This is a genomic window from Variovorax sp. P4_D9, assembly GCF_056401695.1.
On record NZ_JBFUIU010001642.1, the window covers coordinates 1 to 785 of the forward strand.

The following is a 785-nucleotide window of genomic DNA, read 5'->3' on the forward strand; positions in this document are numbered from 1 at the left end:
TCTCGAGTGCGCCGATCAGCATCCGTTCCTTCTCGCTCGCCTGCCCCTTGAGCGCCGACGCCCTGGCCAGCGCGGCCAGCGCCGGCGCGTTGGCCTCCGGCATCATCGGTACGTTGATGTTCGGGCCCAGCACCAGCGCCTCGCCCCAGAAGCACATGGCGCATTGGGGATCGAGCTTCTGCGCGGCCTGGAACGCGCGTTGCGCCTCGGCGTGGTTGAAGGCGAAGGACAGGCGCAGCCCCTGGTTGAAGTAGGCCTGCGCCTTGGGGTCGCGGGTGCTGATCGGGAAGGCGAGGGCGCCGAGGTCCCTATAGAGCGGCACGCTGCCCCCGGCGGCCTGCATGGGCACCGGCTGGAAGGGCGCCGTCTCGCTCTTGACGCGGATCAGTGCCTTGAGCATCGCGGGCGGCCCGGTCACCACCGGCCCGCAGGCCCGCCCCGGTTCGGACAGCAGAGGATCGAATGAGGATGCCGGCCCCCCGGCGCCGGCGCCGCCGGCCAACAGCAGGCTGGACGAAGCGATCGCCAGGGCTGTCTTCGACGATACCCGAAGCTCGAAGATGTGGCGCTGCTGCGATGGCATGGCGTTTCCCCCTCTCGAGAGCGAGACGGACCAGCTGGCCCGTCAGTGGATGAGCCGATCGATGCTGAAAATTCTGGCATCCGTCTCCGCACCGCGCAATAGACCATTGGGAGAGGAGAACTCGCTTGGCGCCAGCAGCGCAAATCGACGCCTTACTCGGGCGCCTCGACATTGAAGAGCCAGGTGTCGAGCAGCGCCGTGC

The 785-nt window shown here is 68.3% G+C and carries 1 pseudogene; it reads right to left on the reverse strand.

Annotation, left to right across the window (positions count from 1 at the left end):
- Positions 1 to 583 (reverse strand): annotated as a pseudogene (locus AC1DY5_RS57475) (hypothetical protein); the annotation flags it as partial.
- Between the last annotated feature and the right edge of the window lie 202 nt (positions 584 to 785).